Raw genomic sequence first — 16,097 nt, forward strand, 5'->3', positions numbered from 1 at the left:
GGACCCTCTGTCCGGAAAAATGTCAGCTATCGTCGCTATGAGCACACTTGCGGTCATCGCCAGGATGTCTCTGTCGCGAACATGCGTCACGGCGACGTCGATTGCGCAGGTTGCGGGCAAAGCTGGACGTCGAAGCCAAGCAGAATCTACTTGCTCGATTTTACGCTTCCCGACCTGCCCGTGATCAAACTCGGCTTCAGTTCGAATCCGGAATTCCGGATGCGTCAGGTCCAGATCGCCCCCGAAGTAACGAAGGGTTCCGTTCTGCGATCCGTCTCGCTGGAAACAGGACATCGGGCGATCTGCGTCGAGAAGGCTTTGCATTCTCACATCAAAGCTCACCGCCCCGATCTGATTGTGCCCCCGGACCTTTTTCGGTCAGATATCCGGACAACATCCGAGATTTACCACCGCCATGGACGCTCGTACATCTCGGCGCTTCTGGACGCGGTGGAGGCGGGTTGGGATCCATCCACCCAGACATCGAACGTCGCCTAATCACGCCGAGGGCGCCCCACTGCGGGGCGCCTGACTCGTCTCCCCCAGCTCTTTGCAATGGCGTCACCTTCAGTCAGATTGCGCTACAGTTTCGCCTCGACGAGATGGCGCAGGCGCATAATCTCGGGCATGGGGTCGGGCCGCGCCGCCAACGCCTGCACTGCATCGCGGGTCTCTGCCATCGCGATCGCGCAGGCGTTCAGACTACCTTCGATCGAGGTCAGCTCCCGCAGCATCTGCTCGATCGGAGCTGCAACCGGCGATGCGCCGCGCTCCAGCAAGTTTTCGACAGCGTCGATCAGGCGGCGCAAATCGCGATGAAGGTCGGTGGGGGTGAAGTGGCTGCTCATGGTGAGGGGTCCTCTGTTGCGGCTCTGGTCGTATGAGTGGAGATAAGGGCGGGGTCGGCAGTTGTTGTGGAGCGCGGCTTGGCAACTTGGATTGGCGGGCGATCCGCAAGGTCGGCGAGCAGCTTCCGTGTTAAGGCAAGACCATCGGTGGCCCGCACGGCCCAGACGGTAAGCGCATTCATCACCCCCATTCTCTGGACCGCCACGGCGATGCGTTGCGTGAGTGTCGCGATATGACGGCGTAACCGGGCATTGATCAGCACCGGCACTGGCATCGACATCGGAGCGGGTGCGGCGAGCAGTGCCATCGGATCCATCACTGTAGGCGCGGATGCAACCCCGAACGGCAGCGTCCTGCGCCGCTCCTTCGCAAGACGTGCAAGCGAGCTCGTCAGCCGCGCCGGGGCGGTTTCGATCCACCGGGCGTGATCGCGCAGCTCGGTCGAGGTCGGAGCTTCTGGCGCAATTTCGCACAACGGGCCCCGCAGGATCAGACGGTCACGCGGATCGGCGACATCGGGCCACAACACCAGCGCATCCCCGCGCCCCGCGTCGACACGCCAGTGCAATTCCTCAAGGATCGGAGCGAGGCCAGCCAAGAGCGCGTTCCGATCCCGCGCGCCCTGTCGCCCAAGGGATTTGGCAGCGAGCAGGATCTGCAGTGGCGGATCTGCACTCGCAACGCGGGCCGCATCTTCCTCACTGATAGGCACTGGAGCCCCCACGCGCAGGCCAATCCATCGATCGAGCTCGGCCGCCTTCTTTTCGATCCAGCCCGGCCCCCGGACAGCCGCACGCCGGGACGGATCGCCGGGATCGGCCCATCCGAACGTGCCATTCAGAGTATCTTGATACGCCTGCCAGATCGCCCGGCTACCGCTGGTTGGCGGATGGGGATTCAGCGCGCGCGGCAGATACCGCGCGCCCCGTTTCGCCATCACGAACCGAGGTGCGAGGATGTTGACCTCCAATCGACCGGTGTGCAGATGCGTGCCAACGAGAACAGGTGGCCGCGCTTCCTGAGCCACACCGCAAAAGGCGATCTCGCACCACAGCGCAATCGCACCATCCACCCGGCGACGCAGCTCACGGTCGCCCTTTTTCCATTCCGCGATGTCGATGTCCTTGCGCGCGAACGACAGTGTCGCGCAGCAATACCTGTGCCGTGTCGAGAGGGCCTCAATGCAGCCGTGCACAAGATCGGGATCGCCGTACAGCACTTCAGGCGCGGGATCGCGCACGACCTTCTCACGCCGTCCCGCCACGGACTTTTCGACCGTCGGCGCGAGGAGATAGTCCACCACCGAAGCCGCAGATCCAGCAGTATAAGGCGACCACAAAACGATCATTCCACGCCCTCCACCCCGGACCGGCGACGTTCCCGCACCACCGCCTGAACGGCACCATCAAGTTGCTGCCCGATCTGATCGAGCCTGTCGAGAAGGCGCAGACCATCAACGTATCCGCCGGATTGCGCCGCGTTAATTGCGAGACAAGCAAGCGCCTTCGCTGCGACTCCATGCGCGGCGACCAGGTCGAAGAGCGCCGAATCTGGAGTTGCCACGGCACCACGGGCCAGCGTCCGCCCCGCAACGTAGCGCGAACAGGAGACCCCCTCTCGGTCCGCATTCCGGCGGATCCGATCCCATTCATCATCCGTAAACGCCACCTTCCGCTGGCGGGCCGGCCCATTCTTTCCCGTGGGTCTGCGCAAATCGGTTTTCCCTCATCTAGGCCCAGTCGAGGATTCTCGGTGAGCGGCGAACGGATTTTCGTTCATCATCGAGTTCCAATGTTCGGGACGTTCGCCGTCAGGCAAAGTCCGGGAGGGAAGGAAAGTGTGGATAACATCGACGCTCAAGGCGCGAGGATTTCCGGACAAAAGCCGAAAATCCCAATAGTGCTTAACGCAAATGCAGGATCGGCGCTCTGGAAAGAAAACGCGCGTGAAAGCCGATTTTTCTTCAACGACCAATCCCGGACAAACCGACACGGCAATTTGTGAAATAGTTTTTCATCACAAAAGCGCGGCTTCCACGCAAAACAATCACCTCCGGCAATCGGCGTTTCGAATGGATATGGCAAAAAGATTTGTCTACCGCACGATGCCGAAATCCGGTTCGGTGAGGTCGATCAGACCACGTCGCAAGATCGTCTGGACCACATCGGGTGGCGTTTGATCGGGATAGCCCAAAGACACGTTACGCACCCATGTCGACCCAACCCGTATCTCGGCCGGATGATGCGTGTGCCCATAGAGCCATGCCGCTGGCCGATGTCTCCGGATGATCGCGGTCAGGTCAGAGGCGTAAGCCGCATCCAGCGGAACAGGATCCCCGGCTATCAAATCAGGATGCGGACAGTGATGCGTTACTACAATGGTTGGACCGGTATGCGGCTCGGCCAAACGCGCCTCCAGCCACTCTCGATGATCCGCATGTACCGCAGCCGTATCGCCAGGATGAATCCGTCTATAGCCCCTGCCCGCGTGGCGAATGTAGCGATAGTCGTTCATCTGATTTTGCGCCGCCGCTCGCGCTCCGGCATCGTCTCCGCGCAATGCAAAGTCCGTCCAGAGCGTGCAGCAGAGGAACCTCGCGCTGCCGATCTCGATCACCGACTTTTGGGCGAACTGCACACCCTCGTCGGAGGTAATCTGCGCAAGCCGATCATCTCCATCCAGATGAAAATCGTAATAGTCGTGGTTGCCTGGAAACACATGGATCAGTTCCGGCGCGATATATTGAGACAAATGCCGGAGCGCCGTCTTCCACCTGACCTTCGGCTTGTTGGCGAGATCCCCCGCAACGATTACCGCATCAAGCTGGGTCCAATCTGCTGCTGGTAGAGCGGCAAACGGATCGCGCCCTGCGGCCTCCCACATGTCAAAATGGATGTCTGCAAGAACCAAAACTCTCATAGTCCCACCATCGCGATGATCCCGGCCAGGTCAACAGAACAACATGAGATGTTTTAGGCGTCCTACGCAGAACTCGGCAAGTCGGATCCCGCCAATGGCCACCGGCAGTGGATGGCGGCGAGGACGAATGAGCACCATCAAGGTCCTGCACGTCTGCGCCATGGACCACGCTGCCGACCATCAGGCCGAGCGAGTCCACGGCGATATGGCACTTTTACACATTAATCCGGTTCTCGGCGTCACAGCCGCGCACGTCACCCGCATCTGAGGTTTGAAGGCTTTGGCTGTCGGTTACGCCCACCAGCGGTAAGTACAGCGATGCACCGTCGAGACCAGCGGGACCTCGTTTGGAAGACAGCGCCACGGGCAGCCTTTAGCGGCGGTGCAGTAGATGAAATTCTTCCTCACGCAGATCGTTCAGTCAGCTCACCTGCAAGCCGCGTCGCGCGCACTCCACGCGGGCGATATCGCCAAGGGCATCATGCCTACGCCAGTCGTAACAAAACGACAAGAATCACAAACCCTCGATATCGCTCAACTCATTGCAAGGCAGGATATGATTGATCACCGCAAGCGCCGTACCTGACGATATGCAATGGGTTGACCCCACTGATACCGGAACGGTCCATAGCTCGGTCAGAACCAGACCGGAATGCGGTCGATCGCTTCGGCCAGTGAACGTAGGGGTGCGGCCTTTGCATAGCGTCGATCGGTCTCACCCGATGGCGTATGCCCCACGAGCTGAGTAACGATCAGCTTGGAAACATCTTTCTGGTGCCGCAGGTGGGTAATGACCGTGTGGCGGAATGAATGAAATGTCTTTCGGTTGCCTGCATCTCCCAGGGCACAGGTTTTGGCCTCGGTCCATTTTTTGTAAAGATTGCCACCAAAACTCTCGGCTTCTGAGGTCGGTCGCAGTTCGGGGAAGAGATCTACCTGCCCTGCGAGGCGCATCTCGCGGACATATTCGAGGAAACCTTGCTCGATAAGGCGTAGGTGGATCGGGACCTTACGATTTGATGCAGCATTTTTCAGACCTCTGTTCACATTCGGACAAATCGTGATGTGCGGGATCTCATCGGTATCCATGATGTCTGTCAGTCGCAGTCCCATGAGCTCTTCGCGGCGCGCTCCGGAATAGGCAGCGATGAGCGGACCCCAGTAGAGGCCATCGCGAATAATTTCGCGGCCCGGCTCGTGCCGCCGGCTTGGGCTCTTGCAACCCGCCCAGACCGGATGCGCGGCCAAGGCACTAAGATCATCGAGAGTAAAAGCGAGCCGCACAGAGCGTGCATCCCGGTCGTCTCTCTCACGCAGATCGCTTAAGAACAGCTCTTCCGCTGGGCGCATTCCACCCCGCCGACCGAACTTCAGTAGCCTGTTAATATGCCCGATATTGCGATTGACGGTTGGAGGCGCGAGGCCAATTTCTTCATCCGGCAGCTCTTCACCACGCTCGATCAGATCACGCACGGATCTCGCTCTATCCGAGGCGTTTCTTCCGTAGACTTTCGGCAGGCGGGCAAGAGCATCCACATAATATGCGCAGTCGGCTTGCGTGAGCGTTTGCAGTCGCTTGTCCCCAACGATTTCAATGAACTGGGTGAGGACTGCGCAAACCTGTCGACGGTTCTTTCCAATCGTCTTCTCTGCTGCGGCTGTCTTCCCCACGGCATAGTCTCTCTCGAGAAGCCCTTCGAGTAATTTGGAAAGACGGTCCCGGTTTTTTACAGAGTTTCGATCTAGGGCGTCATCGTCAGCGACCACCCAGCTATCGCTATCTGCTTCAACGACTTCAGATCCTTGTCGAAATGACGGAGCGTTCGCAGGATCTGTGGGAGGGCGATAGCACCCTCCTGCGCTCGCGGTCGCCGCAATCGCAAATGCATTGCCAGACTGGACGGCGGGCGCGACCGTCAAACCATGCATCGGCATGGTCGCTTTGATCCGATCCATCATGGCAAGTGCCTCTGCCTGTCCCGACAAATGGAGGCGCTGCATCATCTGTTGCTCTCGCGCGTTTCGCGGACCACGACCTATGGTTCGCGCAGCCGATTGCGCGACAGTCTCCCGCGCTTCGGGGGCCGAAAGCCAGCCTTTCAAGGTTTCGAGTTCCGCGGAAATCCGGCCGAGGTCTTCGGGCCTCAAGCCTTCCAGTGACAATCGCTCTGCATCCTCTGGCAGCAAGATCGCCGCTGTTCCACGTGCCGCAACCAATTCGAAAGCAGCCCTCTTGATCCTCTCATCTGCCGCCCGCTCGAGCCATTCCTCCGGACATTGATCAAGTGGTTCCTCGTAACGCAATACCTCTAGGCGCACGATTTCAGCCGCCACGATCGCGGCGAGATAGCGTTGCGCTTCGGTATGAGACAGGCGTCCATTCATCATTTCCCGGAGATACGCGTCGGATTTCCATGTCAAAAGGGGCGCTACCAAACGACATGTGGATAACCTGCGAGTCCGCAGGCTGACCTGCACGAACCGGACGCTGCTACGGGTACTGCTCGCTGGAATACGACGTCGCCAGACATAGACCGCACCGCGGCGATGAACATGGGTCGGCAATCTCATTCTCTAGACTCCTGATGGAGCCGAAAGGATCGTGTCGCTTAGAACTGAAAGCGGGAGTATCGGACAACTGTATCACACCCATGTATCGCAGTGGGAGGATGTGGGATGGCGAAAACCCGTTTTTCTTAAGCATCGCAATGACTTGGAAAGTACCTGGCTGGGGTGGTAGGATTCGAACCTACGGTGCACGCTACCAAAAAGCGTTGCCTTACCACTTGGCTACACCCCATCAGGTGAGGGAGCTTTTAGTAGTGGCGGAACGAGGCTGCAAGTGGAAAATGCTCATAATCGCGCATCAATTTAAAACAGGCGCAATCGCAGTTCAGGGAGCGACAAAAATGCAGGAATTTACCTTCTCAACCACGGGCCGCATCAGTTTTGGCGCTGGGACAGCCGGTCAGGTCGGTGCGCAGGCCGCTGAACTGGGGGTAAAGCATGTGGGTTTGGTGACAGATCGCATCGTTCGTGACCTTGGGCTGATCGACACAGCACAGGAATCAATCGCCGCGGCGGGACTGGCCCTGACTATATATGACGGCACCGCCCCTGACCCGACCGAGGATATGCTGGACGACGCAGTGCAGACCCTATCCGGCTGCGACGGAATCATCTCCATCGGGGGCGGCTCATCGCTGGATATTGCCAAGCTGGTTGCCGTGCGCCTGCGCAGCACACAGCCGCTGACGGAAATGTACGGGGTGGGCAATGTGACCGGTGGACGGCTGCCGCTGATTCTGGTGCCAACCACAGCCGGCACCGGCTCCGAGGTGACGCCCATCTCGATTCTAACCACCCGCTCGAATGAGAAGATGGGCGTGGTCAGCCCCGTGCTGCTGCCTGATGTTGCGGTTCTAGATCCAGAGCTAACCCTGGGCCTGCCCCGCGCCGTGACTGCGGCCACTGGCGTCGATGCGATGGTTCACGCAATTGAGGCTTACACGTCGAAGCTGCGCAAGAACCCGATCTCGGATGCGCTGGCGCGTGAAGCATTGCGCCTGCTGGGCGGCAATATCCGAACCGTCTGCGACACCCCGACAGATCGTGATGCACGGGGGGCAATGTTGCTGGGGTCGTGCCTTGCCGGTCAGGCCTTTGCCAACGCTCCAGTCGCGGCGGTGCATGCGTTGGCCTATCCGCTGGGCGGGCAGTTCCATGTGCCGCACGGCCTGTCCAACTGCCTCGTCCTGCCTGAGGTTCTGGCCTTTAACGCCCCCCAGGCAGCCGACATGTATGCCGAGCTGGCGGAAATCCTGTTTGGCACAGGCGTCACGCTGGCCGATGGGTTTCGCAAATTGGCGCCAGAAATCGGGCTGGTCACGACCCTGCGCGATGTTGGCGTGACACAGGACGACCTGCATGGGCTGGCCACCGATGCGATGAAGCAAACACGCCTGCTGGTGAACAATCCACGTCCGATGACCTATGAGGACGCGCTGGCCATCTATCAGGCGGTTTTATAGCGCGGCCTAGAACTCCTCGACAAACACCACGCCCTGCGCGGATTTGATCGCCGCCTTGATCTGCGGGGTGATGCGGTACTGTTCCTTGAGCATCAGTTCCACATCGCCCGGCAGATCGGGATGTTGCAGGATCAGGTTCACCGGCCCCCTACCCCGCCGTGGCCCCGTCGCGCTGTCGGCTAGACGTGCCGATACAGATGTCAGCGCGTTCTGATCGTTGACGTAGATTTTCAAACCGGCGACGCCTGCCTCAACCACTACATCTTCAGCAGCAGTCACGCTGCGGGCGAGCAGCTTTAGGCTGTCCCCCTCAGATGTCGCCTCAACGCCCATTACGATGTTCTGGCCTGTGTCGAACAGATCGCCTGCTTGCTCCAACGTGTCGCCAAAGACCGTGACCTCGTACAAACCGGTCGGGTCGGAGCAAGCAATAAAGGCAAAGCGGTTGCCCCGTGCCGACTTACGCACCTGCTTGGACGAAACCGTGCCTGCCAGTTTGGCCGCGACAGCGCCGTTGCGGGCCTTTGCTGCCACCTCGGTCAGGGTCATCACCCGCTTGCGCCGCAATGCAGGCATGTAATCGTCCAGCGGATGGCCGGACAGATAGAAGCCAATCGCCTGATGTTCCTGCGCCAAACGCTCCGTCGGCACCCAGTCATCGGGCATGGGCAGGCGGGGGGCGGGCAAATCCTCACCGGCATCACCGAACAAACCACCTTGGCTGGAATTCCTCTCCGCATGGGTGGCGGCGGAATAGGCGGACAGCTTGTCCAGGCTGGCGAAAACCTTGTGCCGATTGGAATCCAGCAGGTCAAAGGCACCGGCCCGCGCCAGCATTTCCAATGGCCGCTTACCAACACGTTTCAAATCCACACGCCGTGCGAAATCGAACAAGTCCAGAAACGGCTCATCCCCCCGCGCCGCAGTGATCAGGCGCATTGCTTCCACGCCGACATTTTTCAGACCGCCCAGCGCATAAACAACCTGTCCGTCGCGCACGGTGAATGTTGCCTCTGCACGGTTCACACAAGGCGGGATCAGGCCGATTTTCAGCCGGTCGATTTCCTGCTTATAGATAGACAGCTTATCGGTCAGGTGCAGATCGCAGTTCATCACACCGGCCATAAACTCAACCGGGTGGTTCGCCTTTAGCCACGCTGTTTGATAGCTGACCACGGCATAGGCGGCGGCGTGGGATTTGTTGAAACCATAGTTGGCGAACTTATCCAGCAGGTCCCAAACCTCCTGCGCCTTGGCCTGATCAACGCCGTTTTCAGCGGCACCGGACAGGAATTTCGGACGCTCGGCGTCCATCGCCTCCTGAATTTTCTTACCCATCGCCCGACGCAACAGGTCAGCACCGCCCAGCGAATAGCCGGCCATGTCCTGCGCGATCTGCATCACCTGTTCCTGATAAACGATGATGCCCTGCGTTTCGTCCAGAATATGGTCGATGGTGGGATGCAGGTTATCCCGCTCCGCCCGACCGTTTTTCACATCACAGAATTTCGGAATATTCTCCATCGGGCCGGGGCGGTACAGGGCCACCAGCGCGATGATATCCTCAATGCAGGTCGGCTTCATCTGACGCAGCGCGTCACGCATGCCCGAGCTTTCCACCTGGAACACCGCGACCGTGGCCGCACTGGCATACAACTCATAGCTTAACGGATCATCGATGGGGATCGCGGAGATATCGTAGGGGTTAATCTCCAATGCGGCGCGGCGTGCCTTGCTGGTATTATCGTCCCCCTCAGGCAAGTCCATCAATGCGGTTCCCTGCCCCTTGAGCAGGTCCAGCGCGTTCTGGATCACCGTCAGGGTTTTCAGGCCGAGGAAGTCGAACTTGACCAGACCCGCCTGCTCCACCCACTTCATGTTGAACTGGGTTGCCGGCATGTCCGAACGTGGGTCCTTGAACAACGGCACCAGCCGGTCCAGCGGACGATCCCCGATCACCACACCCGCCGCGTGGGTCGAGGCGTTGCGGTACAGCCCCTCCAGCGCGGAGCCAATCTCAAGCAAGCGCGCGACGACTTCCTCCTGCCGCGCTTCCTCCTTTAGCCGTGGCTCATCCTGTAGCGCCTGCTGGATCGAGACGGGCTTTACCCCCTCAACAGGGATCAGCTTGGACAGGCGATCCACCTGCATATAGGGCATTTGCAGCACACGCCCGACATCACGCACCGCCGCCTTGGACAGCAATGCACCAAAGGTGATGATCTGCCCCACCTTGTCGCGGCCATATTTCTGCTGAACGTAACGAATGACCTCCTCGCGGCGATCCATGCAAAAATCGATATCGAAATCGGGCATGGACACACGTTCGGGGTTCAGGAACCGCTCGAACAGCAGGGAATAGCGCAGCGGGTCAAGGTCGGTAATGGTCAGCGCATAGGCCACCAGCGAACCCGCACCCGAACCACGGCCCGGCCCGACGGGAATCTGGTGATCCTTGGCCCATTTGATGAAATCCGCAACGATCAGGAAGTATCCGGGGAATCCCATCCCCTCGATAATATCCAGCTCGAAATCGAGGCGCTTCTGGTAATCCTGAACGCTGACGGCATGGGGGATCACGGCAAGGCGGTTTTGCAGGCCCTCATTCGCCTGACGGCGCAGTTCCACCACCTCATCATCGGCGAATTTCGGCAAGATCGGATCGCGGGTCGTCACGCGGAAGGCACAGCGCTGGGCAATCTCAACCGTGTTCTCAATCGCTTCTGGCAGATCGGCGAACAGGGTGGCCATCTCATCGGCGGTTTTGAAATAATGCTCGGGCGTCAAACGGCGGCGCGGCTCCGCCTGATCGACGTAGTTGCCATCGGCGATACAGATCAGGGCATCATGGGCCTCGTACATCTCACGCTTGGGGAAATGCACATCGTTCGTGGCGACCAGCGGCAAGCCCTTGGCATAGGCCAGATCAACCAAGCCGGGTTCACTGGCGGTTTCCTCAGGCGTGCGGGGGTCATCGCCATAGGGGTGGCGCTGCACTTCTATATACAGGCGCGTGGGGAACATCGCGGACATGCGATCGGCCAGCGCGGCTGCCTTGGCCCCATGCCCATCGCGGATCAACTGCCCTAACGGGCCCAGCGCCCCACCGGTCAGGCAGATCAAGCCCTCGGAAAACGTCTCCAGCTCGTCCAGAGTTAAATGCGGCAGTTGATCGCCACTATCCAAATAGGCGCAGCTGTTGAGCCGCATCAGGTTTTCCCAGCCCGTCTCATTCTGCGCCAACAGAACAATCGCCCGCGGCTCCACCGGTTTTTCGCCGGGTTGCGGCGGGCCGGAATAGGCCAGCGGGAATTGCGTGCCGATAATCGGGTGCAACCCTGCCTTGGCCGACACCTCGGAAAATTCCAGCGCGGCGAAATTGTTACAGCTATCCGTCACGGCCAGCGCGGGCATGCCCGCCGCCTTGGCAATATCAGGTAGTTTCTTGACCTGTAGCGCCCCTTCTAAGAGCGAATAGGCCGAATGGACGCGCAGGTGAATGAATCGGGGGGCTTGGGTCATGGCCCCACGATATAGGGCGCACCGCGCAGGGGCCAGATGGGCGCTGCGTGACACCGGTAAATTTTCGCGGAAATACGATTAGGTGTGAATTGCGCCAGATATACTATAGACAAGTGCGAACTATAATTGCGCAATCAGCCAAGGAACCGGCCAACGTGACTGCTCTGTTCGTAAAGATATTTGCCGAGCGTAATTGCGGCGCAACCGAACTGGGCCGCAGTATCAAACGTGGTTGGGCCGTCACCGAAATGCGCGGCACACCTGAACTGGACCGGACCGCGCTACGCGGCGTTCTGCAATCCGTCCCCCCCCGTGATCGCGCACAATTGCACAATCACATGCTGGATATGGAACATGACCGTATCCTGTATTCCGATTTCGGCTGGGCGGCGACGGCCCCCTCGACCGATATCATCCAATCGGCGGCCCATGCGATTGATACGCTATTTGTGGGCATCACCATGCACCCTTTGGCCTTTGCCGCTGCATTGCGGGACAAACCCCGCACACCCGGCGCCGCGACCAAGGAAATGCCGCTGGCCCAGTGGCTGACTACTCCCTTTCCCGTGCATCGCCGCGACGGGCTGACCGATCAAACCCCGCTAACCCCGCTGGAGCTGTGGTCGGCAAAGGCGCGCGCCCTGCTGGCATTGGCCGAAACGGATCGCACCGTTATCCTGCTGCGCAGCGACGAGTTACGCGAAACCGCACACGACGCGCTGAGCCCGCATTTGACGGCCAAGGATGGCACACAGCCAGAGTTCAGCGAAATCGACATCCCCGATTGGGAGTCAGAACTGCGCCAGATGCCGCCACGTCTACTACAGCAATTGCGACTGCAAATTGACGCCGGCGTGATGCAGGCATTAGGACACGACCCGATCTGACGGGCGGCTTGCGGTCACGCAGGTTTTACCGTTTGATAAAAACAGTCGCAAAGCTATGCGGCAGCGATGGGAGTGTTTGTGATGATCCAGTTCATGCTCAACGGTCAGGAAGTCTGCATTGAAAATGCGGGCCCGACGGTGACCCTGCTCGACTGGCTGCGCGAGACACAGCACATGACCGGCACAAAGGAAGGCTGCAACGAGGGCGATTGCGGCGCCTGTACCGTCACCGTCAGCACGCTGGACGATAGCGGCGTCACCCATCAGGCGCAAAATGCCTGCATCCTGTTTTTGCCCCAACTGGCCGGAAAAGCCGTGCGCACGGTTGAGGGGCTAACCTCGCCCACCGGCGAATTGCACCCCGTACAGCAGGCAATGGTAGCGGAGCACGGCTCGCAATGCGGGTTCTGCACACCGGGCTTTGTGATGTCGATGTATACGGCGCACCGCACAGGCCGCGTCGATCATGATGACGTGCTGGCCGGCAATCTGTGCCGCTGTACCGGCTACGCCCCGATTATTCGCGCAGCACAGGTTGCCGCAACCCACCCAACACCCCCATGGGAACTAGACGAACGTACCGCCCTACAGGGCCTGACCACAGATGAAATGGGCGGCGATGGTTTCCACCTGCCCACCACCACGGCGGAACTGGCCGAACTCTACGCTGCCAATCCAGACGCAACCATCGTGGCCGGTGCGACGGATGTTGGCCTGTGGGTCACGAAGCAATTCCGCGAAATCGGCCCGCTGATCTTTACCCACAGGGTCGCTGATCTGGCCACGATCACACGGGTTGAGGGCGGATTGCGCATCGGCGCAGGCGTCACGCTCAGCCGTTTGCGCGGCGCGGTGGCGGATCGCCATCCAGACTTTGCCGAACTGATCCGGCGCTATGGCTCGGTTCAGGTGCGCAATGCGGCAACCATCGGCGGCAATATCGCGAATGGTTCCCCCATCGGCGATGGCTCACCCGCCTTGATCGCATTGGGCGCGACGCTAACCCTGCGCAGCGCGAGCGGCACCCGCGATATGCCGCTTGAGGATTTCTTTATCGAATATGGCAAGCAGGACCGTCAGGATGGCGAATTTGTTGAGAGCATCCTGATCCCCGATCAGATCGACACCTTGGCCTGCTACAAGCTTAGCAAACGATTCGATCAGGATATTTCCGCCGTGTGCGGCTGCTTTGCAGTGCAGATACAGGACGGCATCGTCACCTCGGCCCGCATCGCCTTTGGCGGCATGGCCGGAACCCCCAAACGCGCCACAGCGGTTGAGGCTTCGCTGATCGGCCACCCCTTTACACAAGACGCAGTGCGCGTGGCACAGGACGCACTATCGCAGGATTTCCAACCGCTCAGCGATATGCGCGCCAGCGCCGATTACCGCATGCAATCCGCCCGCAATATGATCCGCCGCTATTGGTTGGAGCAGGTGGAAAAGGTCCCGACCCGACTGGTCGGACGACAGGCAGAAGAGGGGGCGATCTGATGAGCGTTCATAAATCCCGCCCCCACGATTCCGGCCCGCTGCACGTGACAGGCGAGGCGCGTTACACCGATGATCTGGCCACACCCGTCGGCACGCTGCATCTGGCCTTTGGCATGGCACCGGTTGCCCATGGGGTGCTGAAATCGCTGGACCTTGCCCCTGTGCGGGCCATGCCGGGGGTCCGATTGGTGCTGGGGCCCGATGACTTCGCACAAATGCCTGACGTATCGCCCAGCCCCGCGCCGGAACCGCTGCTATGTACCGGTACAGTGCAGTTCCACGGCCAGCCGCTGTTCATCGTCGCCGCAGATACCCACCTACAGGCCCGCCACGCGGCACGGGCAGCAGGTATCGAAATCGATGAGTTACCCCCGATCCTGACCATAGACGACGCCCTCGCCGCGAAACGGTTCCTTGAGGAGCCACTGGAATGGGAAAAGGGCGCACCCGATGCCGCCCTGACCATCGCCCCCCACCGTGTTCAGGGCCGGATTGAGGTTGGCGGTCAGGAACATTTCTATCTGGAGGGGCAGGCCGCCATGGCCGTACCCGGTGACGGGGATGAAATGGTCGTCCATGCCTCGACCCAGCATCCCAGTGAAATCCAGCACAAGGTCGCCCACGCCCTGCATGTCCCCTTTGCCGAAGTTTCGGTACAGGTGCGCCGCATGGGCGGTGGTTTCGGCGGCAAGGAATCGCAGGGCAACGCACTGGCCATCTCCTGCGCGCTGGTCGCCCGCAAAACCGGCCGCGCGGTCAAGATGCGCTATGACCGCGACGACGACATGATGATCACCGGTAAACGGCACGAAATCCGCATCGACTATGATGTCGGCTTTGACGATCAGGGCCGGATCGCTGGTGTGCTCTTTGACCACTACGTGCGCTGCGGCTGGTCTGCCGACCTCAGCCTACCGGTGGCGGATCGGGCGATGCTGCACGCGGATAACGCCTACAACCTGCCCACGGCACGGATACGCTCCACGCGGCTGCTGACGAATACATGCTCGAACACGGCGTTTCGTGGCTTTGGCGGACCGCAGGGCGTGGTCGGAATCGAGCGTGTGATTGACCACATCGCCGCGGAACTGAACCTCGACCCGCTGGACGTGCGCCGCGCCAATTTCTACGCGGCGGGCGCAGTGGGGCAAACCACTCCCTATGGCATGCAGATCGAGGATAACGTCATAAACGAGCTGGTGCAGGAGCTATCCGACACCAGCGATTACACCAAACGCCGCGCGGAAATCGCGGATTATAACGCCCGCAGCCCCGTGCTGAAACGCGGCCTTGCCCTGACACCAGTGAAGTTCGGCATCTCCTTTACCCTGACGCAGTTGAACCAAGCGGGCGCGTTGGTCCACATTTATACCGACGGCTCGATCCGCCTGAACCATGGCGGCACCGAAATGGGACAGGGCCTGTTTACCAAGGTCGCCAGCGTCGCCGCCGACGTGTTCGGCGTGGACAGCGCACAGGTCAAAATCACCGCGACCGACACCACAAAGGTGCCGAATACCTCCGCCACGGCGGCCTCCAGCGGGTCTGATCTGAACGGCATGGCGGTACAGGCCGCATGCAAAACCGTGCGCGCCCGCATGGCCGACTATCTGTGCAATGCAACGGTCCTGTGGCACGCCCGCGACGCCGATGGCCACGACCTGCTGGACCGTGACGGGAAACCGGATCGGCGCGAGCATTCCTTTAACTGCGCGCCCGCCGATCTGATCTTTAACGGCGATATGGTCAGCGACGGCACAAACACAATCCCGTTCTGGGCGGCGGCGCAGGCCTGCTACGCGGCGCGCATATCGCTCAGCTCAACGGGGTATTACGCAACGCCGAAACTGGAATGGGATCGCCTGAAACGCAGCGGCCCACGTCGCCCGTTCTTTTACTTCGCCTATGGCGCCGCCGTAACGGAGGTCGCAGTCGATACCCTGACCGGCGAAAACCGCATCCTGCGCACCGACATCTTGCACGATTGCGGGCGCTCCCTGAACCCCGCGCTGGATATCGGCCAGATCGAGGGTGCATATGTTCAGGGCGCAGGCTGGCTCACCATGGAGGAGCTGGTCTGGACCCCCGCAGGCAGGGGCAATCTGGGCGGTGCGCTGTCCACCCACGCACCCTCCACCTATAAAATCCCGGGATGTTCGGACCGCCCCAAAACCTTCAACGTCGCCTTGTTCCAGAACGAGAATGTCGAGGATACGATCCATAAATCAAAGGCCGTGGGCGAACCCCCTTTCATGCTGGGCATCTCGGCGCTGATGGCGCTACAGGACGCGGTGCGCGCAGCGGGCTCTGACGTTATGCTGGACGCGCCCGCAACGCCCGAACGTCTGCTGAACGCGATCGAAACCGCAAATGGTGCAGGATGGTGAGCCGTTCC

At 60.3% G+C, this 16,097-nt stretch carries 12 protein-coding genes, 1 tRNA gene and 1 pseudogene; 8 read left to right on the forward strand and 6 right to left on the reverse strand.

The window, feature by feature from the left end:
• Positions 1–498, forward strand: a pseudogene (locus CR254_RS09060) (hypothetical protein); the annotation flags it as partial.
• Positions 499–581: 83 nt separating this feature from the next.
• On the opposite strand, the gene CR254_RS09065 reads toward CR254_RS09060, so the two are convergent.
• Together CR254_RS09065 and CR254_RS09070 are read right to left on the reverse strand one after the other, a co-directional pair.
• A complete protein-coding gene (locus CR254_RS09065; RefSeq protein ID WP_097929551.1) occupies positions 582–848 on the reverse strand; it encodes a hypothetical protein in 267 nt (88 codons plus the stop codon).
• Positions 845–2,197: a hypothetical protein gene (locus CR254_RS09070; protein WP_097929552.1), complete on the reverse strand. Its 1,353-nt coding sequence runs from the start codon at positions 2,195–2,197 to the stop codon at positions 845–847. Before CR254_RS09070 ends, CR254_RS09065 begins: the two co-directional genes overlap by 4 nt.
• A gap of 62 nt (positions 2,198–2,259) precedes the next feature.
• Between CR254_RS09070 and CR254_RS17885 the strand changes: the two genes are divergently transcribed.
• Positions 2,260–2,853: a hypothetical protein gene (locus tag CR254_RS17885; protein WP_145996730.1), complete on the forward strand. Its 594-nt coding sequence runs from the start codon at positions 2,260–2,262 to the stop codon at positions 2,851–2,853.
• Positions 2,854–2,943: 90 nt separating this feature from the next.
• Here CR254_RS17885 and CR254_RS09085 read toward each other — a convergent pair whose 3' ends face one another.
• Positions 2,944–3,768 (reverse strand): metallophosphoesterase, encoded by an 825-nt coding sequence (locus CR254_RS09085; RefSeq protein WP_097929555.1) that lies wholly within the window; start codon positions 3,766–3,768, stop codon positions 2,944–2,946.
• Between the two features lie 127 nt (positions 3,769–3,895).
• Here CR254_RS09085 and CR254_RS18050 point away from each other — a divergent pair, with 127 nt between their 5' ends.
• Together CR254_RS18050 and CR254_RS17890 are read left to right on the forward strand one after the other, a co-directional pair.
• Entirely contained in the window at positions 3,896–4,036 is a 141-nt protein-coding gene (locus CR254_RS18050; protein WP_180955953.1) for a hypothetical protein, read from the forward strand.
• A 123-nt stretch (positions 4,037–4,159) separates the two neighbouring features.
• Positions 4,160–4,354, forward strand: coding sequence for a hypothetical protein (locus CR254_RS17890; protein WP_145996731.1), 195 nt, complete (start codon positions 4,160–4,162; stop codon positions 4,352–4,354).
• Positions 4,355–4,404: 50 nt separating this feature from the next.
• Here the strand turns inward: CR254_RS17890 and CR254_RS09095 are convergent, their stop codons facing one another.
• Both CR254_RS09095 and CR254_RS09100 read right to left on the reverse strand, forming a co-directional pair.
• The gene (locus CR254_RS09095) at positions 4,405–6,339 is read right to left on the reverse strand and encodes a site-specific integrase (RefSeq protein ID WP_097929557.1); all 1,935 of its coding nucleotides are present in this window, start codon (positions 6,337–6,339) and stop codon (positions 4,405–4,407) included.
• A gap of 154 nt (positions 6,340–6,493) precedes the next feature.
• Positions 6,494–6,568, reverse strand: a tRNA-Gln gene (locus tag CR254_RS09100).
• Between the two features lie 109 nt (positions 6,569–6,677).
• Here CR254_RS09100 and CR254_RS09105 point away from each other — a divergent pair.
• Positions 6,678–7,799: an iron-containing alcohol dehydrogenase gene (locus CR254_RS09105; RefSeq protein WP_097929840.1), complete on the forward strand. Its 1,122-nt coding sequence runs from the start codon at positions 6,678–6,680 to the stop codon at positions 7,797–7,799.
• A gap of 6 nt (positions 7,800–7,805) precedes the next feature.
• On the opposite strand, the gene dnaE is transcribed toward CR254_RS09105, so the two are convergent.
• Positions 7,806–11,321 (reverse strand): DNA polymerase III subunit alpha, encoded by a 3,516-nt coding sequence (gene dnaE, locus CR254_RS09110; protein WP_097929558.1) that lies wholly within the window; start codon positions 11,319–11,321, stop codon positions 7,806–7,808.
• Positions 11,322–11,476: 155 nt separating this feature from the next.
• On the opposite strand from dnaE, the gene CR254_RS09115 reads away from it, so the two are divergent.
• The 3 genes from CR254_RS09115 to CR254_RS09125 all read left to right on the forward strand — a co-directional run bounded on the left by CR254_RS09115 (position 11,477) and on the right by CR254_RS09125 (position 16,089).
• A complete protein-coding gene (locus CR254_RS09115) occupies positions 11,477–12,208 on the forward strand; it encodes a hypothetical protein (protein ID WP_097929559.1) in 732 nt (243 codons plus the stop codon).
• 78 nt (positions 12,209–12,286) lie between these two features.
• On the forward strand, positions 12,287–13,702 hold the full coding sequence (gene xdhA / locus CR254_RS09120; RefSeq protein WP_097929841.1) for a xanthine dehydrogenase small subunit: 1,416 nt from the start codon (positions 12,287–12,289) through the stop codon (positions 13,700–13,702).
• Positions 13,702–16,089 carry a xanthine dehydrogenase molybdopterin binding subunit gene (locus CR254_RS09125; protein WP_097929560.1) on the forward strand — a complete coding sequence of 796 codons (2,388 nt, stop codon included), beginning with the start codon at positions 13,702–13,704 and terminating at the stop codon, positions 16,087–16,089. The genes xdhA and CR254_RS09125 overlap by 1 nt, the downstream gene beginning before the upstream one ends.
• Positions 16,090–16,097: the final 8 nt, after the last annotated feature.

The organism is Pontivivens marinum (genome assembly GCF_900231835.1).
Lineage (GTDB): Bacteria > Pseudomonadota > Alphaproteobacteria > Rhodobacterales > Rhodobacteraceae > Pontivivens > Pontivivens marinum.

Bases quoted from the DNA above. Each gene is read 5' to 3' on its own strand.
- CR254_RS09065 (WP_097929551.1), bottom strand. From the start codon at position 848: ATGAGCAGCCACTTCACCCCCACCGACCTTCATCGCGATTTGCGCCGC.
- CR254_RS09070 (WP_097929552.1), bottom strand. From the start codon at position 2,197: ATGATCGTTTTGTGGTCGCCTTATACTGCTGGATCTGCGGCTTCGGTG.
- CR254_RS09085 (WP_097929555.1), bottom strand. From the start codon at position 3,768: ATGAGAGTTTTGGTTCTTGCAGACATCCATTTTGACATGTGGGAGGCC.
- CR254_RS18050 (WP_180955953.1), top strand. From the start codon at position 3,896: ATGAGCACCATCAAGGTCCTGCACGTCTGCGCCATGGACCACGCTGCC.
- CR254_RS17890 (WP_145996731.1), top strand. From the start codon at position 4,160: ATGAAATTCTTCCTCACGCAGATCGTTCAGTCAGCTCACCTGCAAGCC.
- CR254_RS09095 (WP_097929557.1), bottom strand. From the start codon at position 6,339: ATGAGATTGCCGACCCATGTTCATCGCCGCGGTGCGGTCTATGTCTGG.
- CR254_RS09105 (WP_097929840.1), top strand. From the start codon at position 6,678: ATGCAGGAATTTACCTTCTCAACCACGGGCCGCATCAGTTTTGGCGCT.
- dnaE (WP_097929558.1), bottom strand. From the start codon at position 11,321: ATGACCCAAGCCCCCCGATTCATTCACCTGCGCGTCCATTCGGCCTAT.
- CR254_RS09125 (WP_097929560.1), top strand. From the start codon at position 13,702: ATGAGCGTTCATAAATCCCGCCCCCACGATTCCGGCCCGCTGCACGTG.